The sequence below is a fragment of the Dietzia cinnamea NBRC 102147 genome, assembly GCF_001571065.1.
GTDB classification, from domain to species: domain Bacteria; phylum Actinomycetota; class Actinomycetes; order Mycobacteriales; family Mycobacteriaceae; genus Dietzia; species Dietzia cinnamea.
Map to the genome: position 1 here is coordinate 83,418 of NZ_BCSW01000001.1, position 12,181 is coordinate 95,598.

Sequence of the window (12,181 nt, forward strand, 5' to 3'; positions counted from 1 at the left end):
GAGGGTCTAGCCGGTGCGCACCCGGCCGGCCTGGCGGTGGCGCTCGGCCTCGGTCATCCCGCCCCACACGCCGTACAGCTCACGGTTGTACGTGGCGTGGCGGCGGCAGGCGTCGATGACGGGGCATTGCGCGCAGAGCTTCTTGGCCGCGGTCTGCTTGCGGCGCCGCGTCGCCTTGGCCTCATCCTCCCCGTTGTAGAACAGGTCCGGAATGTCCCGACACCGACCGAGATCTGCCCACGCCCACTGCTCGTCGGTCTTGGTCAACACGCTGTGCTGCATCTTTCCCTCCCACCGTCCGTTCCAGCTTCCGTCACATCGGAGGTGATTCGGCACACCCCCACGGGTGGGATGGGTCGGCACCGCTAAAGTTCCTTCATGCGCGTGACGATCACGGCCATCAACGCCTTTCCGCTGGTCATCGCCGGTGTCGAGGTGCGCGTCAGACGGCCGCGCGCCGGGGGTGGTCAGACGGCCTGGCCGGATCCGAGGACCCGCGCGAGACCGTCCCTCATGTGGTCGACCAGCAGCGCGCGGGCCGGGCCCGGGTCGGCCGCGCGTACCGCGTCGGCGATCGCGCGATGCTCGGCGAGCCGCGACGCGGCGTCCGAATAGGTACCCCGCATGGCGTGTAGGCACATGCTCGTCTCGACCAGCACCGTCTCGTGCACGCGCGACAGTCGCGGGCTCCGCGCGGCCTCGACGAGGGCGTGGTGGAAGTCCAGATCCGCCGCGACCATGGCCGCCGATCGCGGCTCGGCGGCGAGGGCGGCCATCGCGTCGACGGCGGCGTCGAGCGCGTCGGCCGTGTCGGCCCCCAGTCCCAGGTCGAGTACGCGGTCGAGGGCGGCCGTCTCCACCGTCGTGCGCAGCAGGTACATGTCCTCGACGGCCTCGGGGGTCAGGTCGGCGACGAACAGCCCGCGGTTGCGGTGGGAGACCAGGAGGCCCTCCTGCGTCAACCGCTGCATGGCCTCGCGCAGGGGGCCGCGGCTCACGCCGAGCGAACGCGCCAACGCGGCCTCGCCGAGCTGGGTGCCCGGGCCGAACGTGCCGTCGGAGATCGCACGACGGAGCGTGCGCGCGATGAGCGACGGAGTCGACTCGCGGACGACGGGGGCCAGGCCCGGGGCGGACTCCGCGGCGGGTGCTGCGGCCGGCCCGGTGGCGGATGCTGCGGCCGGCCCGGTGGCCGACTCCGGGACGGGTGTCGTCATCGGTCATCGCCCCCGGCACCGCCGGCGTGGACCCGGGGCGTCGGCACCACCCTGCCCAGCGCGGCCTCGAGGGCGGCGCCGACGCGGACGACGAGCCGGTCCTCGAAGCGGGCCCCCACCACCTGCAGGCCCACCGGCAGCCCGGCGTCGGTCATCCCGCACGGGACACTCAGCGCCGGCTGCTGGGTCATGTTGAACGGATAGGTGTAGGGCGTCCACGAGGTCCAGTCCGGGCTGTGCCAGCCCGGCGGCACGTCCGACCCCGCGGCGAAGGCCGGGATCGGGGTGGTGGGCGTGATGAGGATGTCGTACCGCTGGTGAAAATCGGCCATCCTCGCCCCCAGCGCCATGCGGACGGCGACCGCGTCGAGATAGTCGGCGGCGGAGTAGTCGTGATACCGGCCCAGGGCCTCGCGCATCGACGGGTCCACGCGCTCGATCGCGTCCGGCCCGTGCGGCGCGAGGACCGCGGCCAGGCCCGCGAACCACAGGACGTGGAACGCGTCGACGGGGTCGGTCACGCCCGGGTCGGCGGTGTCGACGTGCGCCCCGAGCTCGGAGAGGACGCCGACCGCGCGGGTGACCTCGCGCTCGACGTCGGCATCGTTCCGACCGAAGCCCAGCGTGGGACTGTAGGCGACCCGCAGGCCCTCGAGCGGGCGGTCGCCCCGCGTCCCCTCGGTCGCCGCGGCCAGATACCCGCCCGGGCCGGGCGTGGTGGCGCGCGCGGGGACGGCGGACCAGTCCCGCGGGTCGGGACGCAGAAGAGCGTCCATGAACGCGGCGGTGTCGGACACCGTGCGGGTCATCGGCCCGGCGTGCGCGAGCGTGCCGAACGGGCTCGACGGGAACATCGGGATGACCCCGTAGGTGGGCTTGAGCGCGACGATCGCGCAGAACGCGGCGGGGATCCGGACCGAGCCGCCGCCGTCGGTGCCCAGTGCGAGCTGCCCGAGCCCGGCGGCGACCGCCGACGCCGCCCCACCGCTCGAACCGCCCGGGGTCAGGGCCGGGTCATGCGGGTTGCGGGTGATCCCGGTGAGCGTGTTGTCGGTGACGCCCTTCCACGCGAACTCCGGGGTCGTGGTCTTGCCGATCACCACGCATCCGGCCTCGTGGACCGCGGAGGTCACCGGGGCGTCGTCGGGCCAGGACGCCGGATCGGTGGCGCCCGGTTTGTCGGCCAGCAGGTGGGAGCCCCGCAGGGTCGGGACGCCCCGGGTGTAGAAAATGTCCTTGATCGACGTGGGTACCCCGTCGAGCGGACCGAGCGGCGCGCCGCTCCTGTACCGCTCCTCGGAACGACGGGCCTCGGCGAGGGTCGCCTCGCGGTCGACGTGGCAGAAGGCGTTGATCCTCCCGTCCACCCGCTCGATGGCGTCGAGCGCCTCCTCGGCCGACTCCACCGGGGAGTACGCGCCGTCCCGGAAACACTCGGCGAGCTCAAGCGCCGTCAGGGTGACTGTCATGCGGGCACCTTCCACCGAACCGTCTGATTGTCGACAATCGTACAGTGCGGCGGCGCCCGGTCAAGGTCCGGTCGGCCCGCGGGACTCAGCGGTCGAGGACGGCCTTGAGGAACGTGCGGGTCCGCTCCTGCTGCGGGTCCGTGAAGATCGCTTCCGGCGTCCCCTCCTCGACGATCTTGCCCTTGTCGAACACGAGGACGCGGTCGGCGACGTCGCGGGCGAAGCCCATCTCGTGGGTGACGATGAGCATCGTGATGTCGGTGGACTCGGCGATCATCCGGAGGACCCCGAGCACGTCCGCGACCAGCTCCGGGTCGAGGGCCGAGGTGACCTCGTCGAGCAACAGGATGTCCGGGTCCATCGCGAGCGCGCGGGCGATGGCGACCCGCTGCTGCTGGCCGCCCGAGAGCGTGGTGGGGTGGGCGTTCTCCTTGTCCGAGAGCCCCACGGTGGCCAGGAGTTCCCGCGCCCGCGCCTCCGCCTCCTCCTTCGATCTGCCCAGGACGTGGATGGGCGCCTCGGTGATGTTCCTCAGCACCGTCATGTTGGGGAACAGGTTGAACTGCTGGAACACCATGCCGATCTTCGATCGGACGGCGCGCAGATGCTTCTGAGAGGGCTTGACCAGCTTGCCGTCCCTGAGCTGGTGGGTCAGCGGCTCGCCCTCCACCCAGATCACGCCGTCGTCCACCGACTCGATCGTCATCAGCAGCCGCAGGATCGTCGTCTTGCCCGATCCGCTCGGTCCGATCAGTGCCACGCGCTCGCCGCGCCGCACGGTGAAGTCGAGGTGGTCCAGGACGGTGTGGCCGCCGAACTTCTTGACCACCTTCTCGAACACCACCATCGGGGCGTCGTCGGCGCCCGTGGACCCCGGCCCGGCCGATGGCGTGTGACCGGCGGGGGCGGCGTCGCCGGCCGGGGTGGTGTCGTCAGTAGGCAAGGGACTTCTCCAGTCTCCGGATGAGAATCGATGTCGGGTAGCTCGCGAGCAGGAAGATCACGCCGGCGAGCGTGATCGGCTCGAGGTACTGGAAGTTCCGGGCGCCGTACTGCTGCGCTGCCGTGACCATCTCCACCACGGTGATGGCGAAGAGGAACGGGGTGTCCTTGAACAGCGAGATCGCATAGTTGCCGAGCGCCGGGACGGTGTTGCGGATCGCCTGCGGGAGCACGACCGCCCGCCACGTCCGGCCCGCGGGCAGGGACAGCGCCTGCGCGGCCTCCCACTGCCCCCGCGGCACGGCGTCGATGCCCGCGCGGTACACCTCGGCCATGTAGGTCGCGTAATGCACGCCGATCACGCCGATGCCGATCTGCAGCGCGGTGAACTGTGGGAGCAGGAAGTAGGCGAACAGCAGCTGAACCACGAGCGGGGTGAGCCGGATGAACTCGGTCACCATCCGCAGGGGCACCGTGATCACCGCGGGCGCGGCCCGACGGAGCACCGCCACGACCAGTCCCAGTGCGGCGGCGATGAGGAATCCGACCACGGTGGCGAGCAGCGTGATCCTGAAGCCCTCGAGCAGGACGGGCACGGCCTCGGCGGCGCGTTCCCAACTCCAGTCGACACTCATCGTCCGACCCCCACTGCCTCGTCGACCCGTTCGGGACGCAGACTCAGGACCTCACGCATCGACGGCCCGACACCGAGTCGGGACTTCGCGCCGACCTCGAGCATGTTCATGAACAGGGTGAGGACGTAGGCGATGAGGAAGTACAGCACCAGACCGATCCCGAAGGCGAAGACGGTGTCACCGGTGACCCGCCGCAGCTCGCCGATATGGAAGGTCAGGTCCTGGAGCAGGATGAAGCTGGCCAGTGCGCTGCCCTTGAGCAGCTGGATCAGCAGGTTATTGAGCGGCGGGATCATCTGCACCCACGCCTGCGGGAAGACGATCCGGTACAGGCGTTGCCACGACGTGAAGTTCAATGCCAGTGCGGCCTCCCACTGCGGGGCCGGCACGGCGGCCAGCGACCCGCGGACGACCTCGGCCGCGTACGCCCCGTAGTTGAGCCCCAGCGCCAGGATCCCGCAGAACAGCGGGTCGAGCTCGTAGCCGAGCAGCGGCAGGACGAAGAACAGCCAGAACAGCTGCACCAAAAGGGAGGTTCCGCGGAAGAACTCGACGATAGTCCTCGACACCCCGCGGATGAGCATGAAACGGGAGCCCGCCGCCACACCCAGCACGAGCGCCAGCGCGAACGCCAGGGCCGCGCCACCGAGAGTGAGATAGATGGTGGTGACGATCCCTTCCTGGAGACGCGGCCACGCCTCCAGGAAGGAATCGATATTACTGTCCACCGCCGGCTACTCGGCCCCGGCGCACAGGTCGGCGGTCGTCAGTTCGGGATCGGGCAGCTCCTCCTCCGTGAAGCCGAACTCGCCCACGATGGAGAGGTACTTCTCCGGGTCGGAGGTGATCTTCGCCAGTTCCTCGTTGTAGGCGTCCAGCAGGTCCTTGTCGTCGGTGCGGAACACGGTGCCGCCGGCGCCGACCTGCGGCACCCCGTTGATCTCGGCGACGAACGACTGGGTGACCTCGACGGGCGCGTCGGGGTTGTTGTTCTTCATCCAGTTGAGCGAGATCCCGGTCAGCGCGAAGACGTCGGCGCGCCCGGACGTCACCGCGTCCATCCCGTCCTGCGGCGTGGCGACCTGCATCGAGTCGATGCCCAGCTCGGTCGCGTAGTCGGACTCGATCGCGCCCGTCATGGTCGCCAGCCGCGCCCCGCTGTCCGCCACCGACTGCATGTCGGTGAGGTTCATCGGGTTGCCCTCCTCGACCATGAGCGCGGTGGTGTAGTTGAACTCCGGCTCGCTGAACGCGGCCTGCTCGCAGCGCTCCGGCAGGATCGACATCCCCGCGCTGACCACGTCGAAGCGGTTGGCCTGCAGGCCGGGGATCAGGGCGCCGAAGTCGGCGTTCACGCCCTCGACGGTCTCGATGCCCAGGTTGCCGAAGATCTCCCGGTGCAGCGCGACGGTGGCGCCGGTCAGCTCTCCGTTCTCCATGAACGAGTACGGTGCCTCCCCTGCGAAGCCGACGGTCACGCTGCCGCGCTCCTGCAGCGTCTGCAGCAGGCTGGAGTCGTCATCGGTGTTCGTCGAGGTACACCCCGTGAGCGCCAGCCCGGCCACCACGACGGCGGCGACCACGCCCTTCGAACGACGGCGGACGGATGTTCTCAGCGCTGATGGTGCCATGGTCTTCAACCTTCCGATCGCGGTCGGACACCAGGCTCACCCGTGTGCCCGAATCCTCGTGCGCTCTCCGGTGCGTGATCGCCACGCCCGACTGGTGGTTCCTATGGGTTTTCTTAACGTAGCACGCGTCACATCGCCAGTAGAGGGTTTTTCGCTTCGCCACCGCGCCTATCCTGAGCCACATGACGCCACCCGAGACGCTCGACGAGGCCCTCCGACGCGCTGCCGCGGCGCCCACCCTGGTGGTGGCGTGCGACTACGACGGCACGCTCGCGCCGTTCGTCGACGACCCCACCAGCGCTGTGCCCGCGCCCGGTGCCGTGGACGCGCTGGCGCGCCTCGCGGACCTGCCCCGCACGACGGTGGCGCTGCTGTCGGGCCGCAACCGCGCCGCACTGTCCGAGGTGAGCGGCGCGGGCGCGCCGGTGGTGCTGGTGGGGAGCCACGGGTCGGAGTGGGAGGGCGGTTTCGACTCGCCCCTCGACGACGACGAGGTGGCGCTGCTCGAGCGGGTGCGCTCCGAGCTGGAGGACATCGTCTCCCGCACCCCCGGCGCCCACGTCGAGACCAAGCCCACCGCCGCCGTCCTGCACGTCCGGCCGGTGCCGGATCCCGCTGCTCGCGACCGTGCGCAGTCCGAGGCCATGGCCGGGCCGGCCGCTCTCGACGGGGTGTTCGTCACCGAGGGCAAGAACGTGGTCGAGATCGCCGTCCGCGAGGCGAGCAAGGGCGCGGCCATCGAGAAGATGGTCGAGCAGACCGGCGCCGAGGTCGCGCTGTTCATCGGCGACGACGTCACGGACGAGCGCGGTTTCGCACGCCTACGCCCGCAGGACGTGGGCATCAAGGTCGGGGAAGGCGAGACCGCGGCCGCCCACCGCGTGGCCGACATCCCCGCGGTCGTCGAGCTGCTCGGTACCCTCGCCGACCTGCGCAGCTGACATCGCGGCGTGCGCGGCCGCCCTCGCCGCAGGCGTCGACGACGTCCCGTCACGCACCGGCCCACACGCGTCTCGCACCCCCGGATTCACACGCCGCGGCCTCCGCGGTTCTACACTTAACGACAACGGTTCCCATTACTACGAGAGTGGTGCTCGTGTCGTCGACCCCCCGCCAGAAGCGCATCCCCCCACGCCGAGCGCTGGCCGCGCTCGCGGTGACCCTGCTCGGCGCGGGCACGCTCGCCGCCTGCGGCGCCGACGGTCAGGCCGCCACCGACGACGGCGACCGCCCCCAGGTGGTCGCCTCGACGACCGTGTACGCCGACATCGCCGAGCAGGTGGCCGGCGACAACGCGACGGTGGAGTCCGTCATCTCCGACCCGGCGGCCGATCCCCACTCCTACGAGGCCAGCCCGGCGGACGCGGCGTCCGTCGGCACCGCCGACCTGGTGATCTACAACGGCGCCGGATACGACGGATTCGTGGACCTCGCGCTCGAGAACGCCGACGACGTGCCGGTCGTGCGGGCCGTCGACGAGTTCACGCGCGTCACCGGGGGCGTCGTTGCCGGCCACGACCACGCCGGCCACAACCACGCCGGCCACGACCACTCCGACGACGAGCACGCCGGCGAGGAGCACGGCGACGACCACGGAGAAGGGGGCCACGAGCACGGTGGCGCCGACGAGAACGAGCACGTGTGGTTCAGCCTGCCCACCGTCGCGGCCGTCGCCGAGCGCGTCGGCGAGGAACTCGCCGCGATCGACGCCGAGCACGCCGAGGAGTACCGCGCCAACGCCCGCGCCTTCGCCGACGCCCTGGGGCCACTCGAGGCCGAGCTCGAGGAGATCCACGACCGCGGCCACTTCCCGTACGCCCAGACCGAGCGGGTCGGCGCGCACCTGTTCGACGCCGCACACCTGACCGACCTGACGCCGCGCGGGTTCCTCGCCTCCGTCGAGAACGACACCGACCCGTCCGCCGTCGACCTCGCCGCCCTGCTCGATCTGCTCGCCGAGCGACGGGTCGCCTTCCTGGCCTTCAACACCCAGACCGAGACCTCCGTGACCGCCCGCGTCCGCGACGCCGCGGAGGAGGCGGACCTCGTCGTCGTCGACCTCACCGAGACCCTCCCCGAGGGCACCGACTACCTGAGCTGGATAACCGGGATCGTCGACCGGGTGGCCGGCGCGCTCGCCGACGCCGCCCCTGTGGCCGACGTCGGGCACTGATCGGATGGAGACCGACCCGACGGGCACCGACCCCGCCGCCGACCCCGCCGCCGACCCGTCCGCCGACCACGAGCGCGGCGCCCCCGGGCCCGGTCCGGTCGTCTCCTTGCGGGGCGTCACCGTCTCGCGCGGCGGCCGCACCCTCATCCGCGACCTCGACCTCGATGTGCGGCCCGGCGAGTTCGTCGCCGTCCTCGGGCCCAACGGCGCCGGCAAGACCACCCTGCTCAAAGTCCTGCTCGGCGAGCACCGCCCCGACGCCGGAAGCGTCCTCGTCGACGGCCGGCCGCCGGGCGACCGCGCCACCCACCTCGGCTACGTCCCGCAGCAACGCGCGTTCGACCCCGGCATCACCCTGCGCGGCCGCGACCTCGTCGCCCTCGGGATCGACGGCACCCGCTGGGGACCCGGCCGGCCGTCCCGGCGCGCCGACAAGCGCCGCATCGTCGCCGACTCCCTCGCCCGCCTCGAGGCCACGACATTGTCCGACAAGCCGCTCGGGCGGATGTCCGGAGGCGAACAACAGCGTGTGCGCGTCGCCCAGGCCATCGCCGCCGACCCGTGTGTCATGCTCTGCGACGAACCGCTGCTCAGCCTGGACCTCACCGGTCAGCGCACCGTCGCCTCCGTCCTCGATCACCGACGCCGCGAGCACGACACGGCGGTCGTGTTCGTCACCCACGAGATCAACCCGGTCCTGCCGATGGTCGACCGGATCGTCTACCTCGTCGACGGGCGGCACCGCATCGGCACTCCCGACGAGGTGTTCACCAGCGAGGTCCTGTCCGAGCTGTACTCCTCCCCCGTCGAGGTGTTGCGCGTGCGCGGACAGATCATCGTGGTGGGCGACACCCAGCACCTGTGTACCGAGCCCTGGACCACGGGACACCACCACGACCACACCGGGGACGGAGCGCACTGATGGACCGCCTGCTCGAGATCGTCGAGTCCATCGCCGACACCGAGACCACCGCCTACCTGCTGCAGCAGGACTTCGTGATCTTCGGTCTCGCCGCGATCGCGCTGCTCGGCCTGCTCTCCGGCGCGATCGGACCGTTCATCATCATGCGGCAGATGTCGTTCTCCGTCCACGGCGCCAGCGAGCTCGCCTTGACCGGTGCCGCCGCCGCGCTGCTGTTCGGGCTCAACCTCGGCCTGGGGGCCATCGTGGGGTCGGTGATCGCGGCGCTGATGTTCGGGATCATGGGCTCGCGGGCCTCCCAACGAGACTCCTCGATCGGGGTCGTGCTGGCGTTCGGCCTCGGGCTCGCGGTGCTGTTCATCCACCTCTATCCCGGGCGGTCCGGCACCAGTTTCTCCCTGCTCACCGGGCAGATCGTCGGTGTCTCCGAGAACGGCCTCGTGCAGATGGCGGTGGTCGCGGCAATCATCTGCGTGGCGCTCATCGCGCTGTACCGGCCGCTCGTGTTCTCCTCCGCCGACCCCGAGGTGGCCGCGGCGCGCGGTGTGCCCGTGCGGGCGCTCAACATGATCTTCGCCGTGCTCGTGGGGCTCGCGGCGGCGCAGGCCGTACAGGTGGTGGGCGCGCTGCTCGTGCTCTCCCTGCTCATCACCCCCGCCGCCGCGGCGGCCGCCGTCACCTCCAGCCCCGCGAAGGCCATCGGGCTGACGATCCTCTTCGCCGAGCTCGCCGCCGTGGGCGGGATGTTGCTCTCGCTCGCCCCCGGCGTGCCCGTCTCGGTGTTCGTCACCACCGTCTCGTTCGTCATCTACCTGGCATGTCGCGCGGTGGCGGCGGTCCGGCGCTGACCCCCGGTACTAGCGTGTGAGCCGTGAACAGCGACCACAGTGCTCACCCCGATGGTGGCCCCGCGGGCGCCGGCTCTCCGGTTACCGGCCCGGGTGCTCATCCTGATGGTGGCCCCGGTGCTCATCCCGCCGCCGCCGGGCTCGCGGCCATCCGCGCCGACTACCCCACACTGAGCTGGGACCGCGCCGAGCGGGTCGACGAGGGCTGGGACCACGTCGTGGTGATCTGCCACGGCTGCCACGGAGACGACGCCCTCGGGCACCGCGATCTGGTCTTCCGTTTCCCCGACGACGAGCAGGCGCTCACCCAGCTGCCCACCGAGATCGCGGTCCTGGAGCACCTCGCCGGGCGTGTGGAGGCGGCACTCCCCCGCTACTCGCACGCTCCCGAACACGGGCGGTTCGCCGGCTACCCGCTGGTGCGCGGTCAGCGCCTCACCCCGGAACTGCTGCACAGCCTGCCCCACCCTGAGAAGACGGTCATCGCGGGCCAGCTGGGCGCACTCCTGTCCGCGCTGCACATCCAGGACGTCTCGGGCCCGCCGCTCGACCGGGTCCCGTACTCCTACCAACCCGAGAACCTGGACTTCGTGCGCGGCATCGTCGCCCACGACCTGCCGTCGGTGTTCACCCCCGACGAGATGCGCACCGCCCACGAGATCTGCGACGAGGTCGGCGCGTTACAGTCCACCCTGCTGCCGCGGGTGTTCCTCCACAACGACGTCTACTCGCGCCACCTGTACTGGGACCGGGACTCCGCCCCCGGCCAGCTGGGGCTCATCGACTTCACCGACATGTGCCTGGGAGACCCGGCCGTGGACTTCGCCGAACTGTACGAATACGGCCCGCGCTTCGTCGAGGGCGTCCTGGCCCGGTACGTCGGCCGGGTCGACGACACCTTTCTCGACCGGGCGTGGACGTACCAGCGACTCGCCGCGCTCTACATGATCGCGGGCCACCTCTACTACGGGGTCGAGACGTGGGAGTACGCGCGCGCGGCGTTCGACCGCTGCCGGTCACCCCACCGCCCGCGGGCCTGAGCACGAAACAGGGCCCGCGCCACTCGCAGCCGCTCCCCGACATGGCGTCTCGCACCCGAAACTGCCCGGCCCCGTGGGCAGCCGCTCCCCGACATGGCGTCTCGCACCCGAAACTGCCCGGCCAGAACACAGCCGCGCGTCGGCATGGCGTCTCGCCAGCCCCGATGCCCGAGCGAGACGCCATGTCGACGGGCCGCGTGACATCCGCGGACGCGAGACGCCATGCCGACGGGCGGGGTGACATGTACAGGCGCGGCTGCCCGTGAACCGAAGTGGAGGGTCCGAGCGCACCGGTCAGCCGGCGACCGCGAGTCCGGTCAGCCGGCCAGCCGCCGTCAGCCCTTGACGCGCCGCTGCCGCGCGAACTCCGACAGCACCACGCCCGCCGCGACGGAGGCGTTGAGGCTCTCCACCTCCGAGGCGATCGGGATCGACAGGATCGAATCGCAGTTCTCACGCACCAACCGGGACAGACCCTTGCCCTCGGAGCCCACCACGATGACCGTGGGCCCGGTGCCGTCGTAGTCGTCCAGCGAGACGTCACCGCCGGCGTCGAGGCCGACGAGCTGCACCCCGGCCTTGGCCCAGTCGAGCAGCGTCCGGTTGAGGTTGGTCGCCCTGGCGACGGGGAGCCGGGCGGCGGCGCCGGCGGAGGTCCGCCACGCGACGGCCGTGATGGAGGCACTGCGACGCTCGGGGATGAGGACCCCGTGCCCGCCGAAGGCCGCGACCGAGCGGATGACGGCGCCGAGGTTGCGCGTATCCGTGATGTTGTCCAGGGCCACGAGCAGCGCGGGCTCGGAGGAACCCATCGCCATGTCCAGCAGGTCAGCGGGGTCGGTGTACTGGTAAGGCGGCACCTGGAGGCCGACGCCCTGGTGCATGCCGTTCGACACCATGCGGTCGAGGTCGGTGCGCGGCACCTCGAGGATGGAGATGCCCTTGCCGGCGGCGAGGTGGACGGCCTCGGTCAGCCGCTCGTCAGCGTCCGAGCCGATCGCGACGTACAGCGCGGTCGCGGGAACGCCGGCTCGGAGGCATTCCAGCACCGGATTGCGGCCCACCACGTACTCGGGGCCGTCGGCCTGCTTCTGTGCCTGGCGGCGGCGCTGCTGCGCGCCCTCGGCCTTGCGGTTGGCGGCCTTGGCCCGGCGGTGTGCTGGGTGGTAGGTCCGGTCCTCCGCCTTGGGGGTGGCGCCACGCGCCTCCAGTCCTCGGCGCCGTTGGCCGCCCGACCCGACGACCTGGCCCTTCTTGGTGCCGGACTTGCGGATGGCTCCGCGCCGACTCGAGTTACCTGCCAT

General features: G+C 71.2%; 12 protein-coding genes and 1 pseudogene. 5 read left to right on the forward strand and 8 right to left on the reverse strand.

All coding sequences use genetic code 11. The features are described 5' to 3' along the window. Window positions 1–6: 6 nt before the first annotated feature. From DCI01S_RS00400 to ehuB, 7 genes are all read right to left on the reverse strand, one after another. Complete coding sequence (locus DCI01S_RS00400) at window positions 7–282, reverse strand: WhiB family transcriptional regulator (RefSeq protein WP_061227448.1); 276 nt, start codon at window positions 280–282, stop codon at window positions 7–9. Window positions 283–467: 185 nt separating this feature from the next. Continuing rightward, complete coding sequence (locus DCI01S_RS00405) at window positions 468–1,217, reverse strand: GntR family transcriptional regulator (protein ID WP_082767558.1); 750 nt, start codon at window positions 1,215–1,217, stop codon at window positions 468–470. Continuing rightward, on the reverse strand, window positions 1,214–2,686 hold the full coding sequence (locus tag DCI01S_RS00410) for an amidase (protein WP_061227449.1): 1,473 nt from the start codon (window positions 2,684–2,686) through the stop codon (window positions 1,214–1,216). The genes DCI01S_RS00405 and DCI01S_RS00410 overlap by 4 nt, the downstream gene beginning before the upstream one ends. 85 nt (window positions 2,687–2,771) lie before the next feature. Further along, on the reverse strand, window positions 2,772–3,533 hold the full coding sequence (ehuA, locus tag DCI01S_RS00415; protein WP_061227450.1) for an ectoine/hydroxyectoine ABC transporter ATP-binding protein EhuA: 762 nt from the start codon (window positions 3,531–3,533) through the stop codon (window positions 2,772–2,774). 85 nt (window positions 3,534–3,618) lie between these two features. After that, complete coding sequence (ehuD, locus tag DCI01S_RS00420) at window positions 3,619–4,263, reverse strand: ectoine/hydroxyectoine ABC transporter permease subunit EhuD (RefSeq protein ID WP_007628425.1); 645 nt, start codon at window positions 4,261–4,263, stop codon at window positions 3,619–3,621. Beyond that, window positions 4,260–4,991, reverse strand: coding sequence for an ectoine/hydroxyectoine ABC transporter permease subunit EhuC (gene ehuC / locus DCI01S_RS00425; protein ID WP_061227451.1), 732 nt, complete (start codon window positions 4,989–4,991; stop codon window positions 4,260–4,262). Before ehuC ends, ehuD begins: the two co-directional genes overlap by 4 nt. A gap of 6 nt (window positions 4,992–4,997) precedes the next feature. After that, complete coding sequence (ehuB, locus tag DCI01S_RS00430; RefSeq protein WP_061227452.1) at window positions 4,998–5,894, reverse strand: ectoine/hydroxyectoine ABC transporter substrate-binding protein EhuB; 897 nt, start codon at window positions 5,892–5,894, stop codon at window positions 4,998–5,000. A 182-nt stretch (window positions 5,895–6,076) separates the two neighbouring features. On the opposite strand from ehuB, the gene otsB reads away from it, so the two are divergent. The 5 genes and pseudogenes from otsB (at window position 6,077) to DCI01S_RS00455 (ending at window position 10,877) form a co-directional block, all read left to right on the forward strand. After that, the gene (gene otsB, locus DCI01S_RS00435; protein ID WP_061227453.1) at window positions 6,077–6,835 is read left to right on the forward strand and encodes a trehalose-phosphatase; all 759 of its coding nucleotides are present in this window, start codon (window positions 6,077–6,079) and stop codon (window positions 6,833–6,835) included. 155 nt (window positions 6,836–6,990) lie between these two features. Then, window positions 6,991–8,067, forward strand: coding sequence for a metal ABC transporter solute-binding protein, Zn/Mn family (locus DCI01S_RS00440; protein ID WP_232303122.1), 1,077 nt, complete (start codon window positions 6,991–6,993; stop codon window positions 8,065–8,067). A gap of 160 nt (window positions 8,068–8,227) precedes the next feature. Further along, window positions 8,228–8,989: pseudogene (locus DCI01S_RS00445) on the forward strand (metal ABC transporter ATP-binding protein); the annotation flags it as partial. Continuing rightward, window positions 8,989–9,837, forward strand: a complete 849-nt coding sequence (locus tag DCI01S_RS00450) for a metal ABC transporter permease (protein WP_061227456.1) — start codon at window positions 8,989–8,991, stop codon at window positions 9,835–9,837. The pseudogene DCI01S_RS00445 and the gene DCI01S_RS00450, both read left to right, overlap by 1 nt. 23 nt (window positions 9,838–9,860) lie before the next feature. Beyond that, a complete protein-coding gene (locus DCI01S_RS00455; RefSeq protein WP_232303121.1) occupies window positions 9,861–10,877 on the forward strand; it encodes an aminoglycoside phosphotransferase family protein in 1,017 nt (338 codons plus the stop codon). 335 nt (window positions 10,878–11,212) lie between these two features. On the opposite strand, the gene rlmB is transcribed toward DCI01S_RS00455, so the two are convergent. After that, complete coding sequence (rlmB, locus tag DCI01S_RS00460) at window positions 11,213–12,181, reverse strand: 23S rRNA (guanosine(2251)-2'-O)-methyltransferase RlmB (protein WP_061227457.1); 969 nt, start codon at window positions 12,179–12,181, stop codon at window positions 11,213–11,215.

What these genes read in the sequence shown, in the direction of transcription:
- DCI01S_RS00400 (WP_061227448.1), bottom strand. Translation starts at nt 282, where the DNA reads ATGCAGCACAGCGTGTTGACCAAGACCGACGAGCAGTGGGCGTGGGCA.
- DCI01S_RS00405 (WP_082767558.1), bottom strand. Translation starts at nt 1,217, where the DNA reads ATGACGACACCCGTCCCGGAGTCGGCCACCGGGCCGGCCGCAGCATCC.
- DCI01S_RS00410 (WP_061227449.1), bottom strand. Translation starts at nt 2,686, where the DNA reads ATGACAGTCACCCTGACGGCGCTTGAGCTCGCCGAGTGTTTCCGGGAC.
- ehuA (WP_061227450.1), bottom strand. Translation starts at nt 3,533, where the DNA reads ATGGTGGTGTTCGAGAAGGTGGTCAAGAAGTTCGGCGGCCACACCGTC.
- ehuD (WP_007628425.1), bottom strand. Translation starts at nt 4,263, where the DNA reads ATGAGTGTCGACTGGAGTTGGGAACGCGCCGCCGAGGCCGTGCCCGTC.
- ehuB (WP_061227452.1), bottom strand. Translation starts at nt 5,894, where the DNA reads ATGGCACCATCAGCGCTGAGAACATCCGTCCGCCGTCGTTCGAAGGGC.
- otsB (WP_061227453.1), top strand. Translation starts at nt 6,077, where the DNA reads ATGACGCCACCCGAGACGCTCGACGAGGCCCTCCGACGCGCTGCCGCG.
- DCI01S_RS00450 (WP_061227456.1), top strand. Translation starts at nt 8,989, where the DNA reads ATGGACCGCCTGCTCGAGATCGTCGAGTCCATCGCCGACACCGAGACC.
- rlmB (WP_061227457.1), bottom strand. Translation starts at nt 12,181, where the DNA reads ATGGCAGGTAACTCGAGTCGGCGCGGAGCCATCCGCAAGTCCGGCACC.